Here is a 503-nt window from a genome sequence, read left to right on the forward strand (position 1 = left end):
GGCGGCTTTCACGGTACCCGCTGCAGTCATCAGCATAGGCATAAAGCGTTGGTAAGTGTTCGCTGCCAGCATGACGGACTTATAGCCTGCGATGTTTGCCTGTGAAGACAAGACATCCAGCGATTGCGCGCGCGTAATGCGAGGGGCTGCCTCCAATGCGAAGGCAGACAAACCACTGGCTGCCATCGCGCTGATATTGTCTGCATCGAAAGGATTGAGCATCCCGACTAAGACGCTGCCAGATGCCATGAGCGCACGCTCACTGGCGTCCGGCGCCCGTACTTTGAGGACCAGTTCTGCGCCAAAAGCTTCTGCTGCGCTGCCTATCTGTGCGCCTGCCGCCTGAAAGGCTGCATCGGTAATACTGGCTGCTACTCCTGCGCCAGACTGCACGATGACCTGATGTTTTGCGGCAACGTACTTCTTAATGGTTTCGGGGGTGGCCGCAACGCGTGTTTCCCCCGGCCGGGTCTCGGCGGGAATGCCGATTTTCATAGATGTGC

1 protein-coding gene is annotated in these 503 nt (G+C 57.9%); it reads right to left on the minus strand.

Annotation, left to right across the window (positions count from 1 at the left end):
• The coding region (locus KDM89_RS19540; RefSeq protein WP_463322635.1) for a Rossmann-fold NAD(P)-binding domain-containing protein at nucleotides 1-495 on the minus strand (495 nt) is incomplete at its 3' end.
• Nucleotides 496-503 lie beyond the last annotated feature (8 nt).

Source organism: Cognatundibacterium luofuense (assembly GCF_018139685.1).
Taxonomy (GTDB): domain Bacteria; phylum Pseudomonadota; class Gammaproteobacteria; order Burkholderiales; family Burkholderiaceae_D; genus Undibacterium; species Undibacterium luofuense.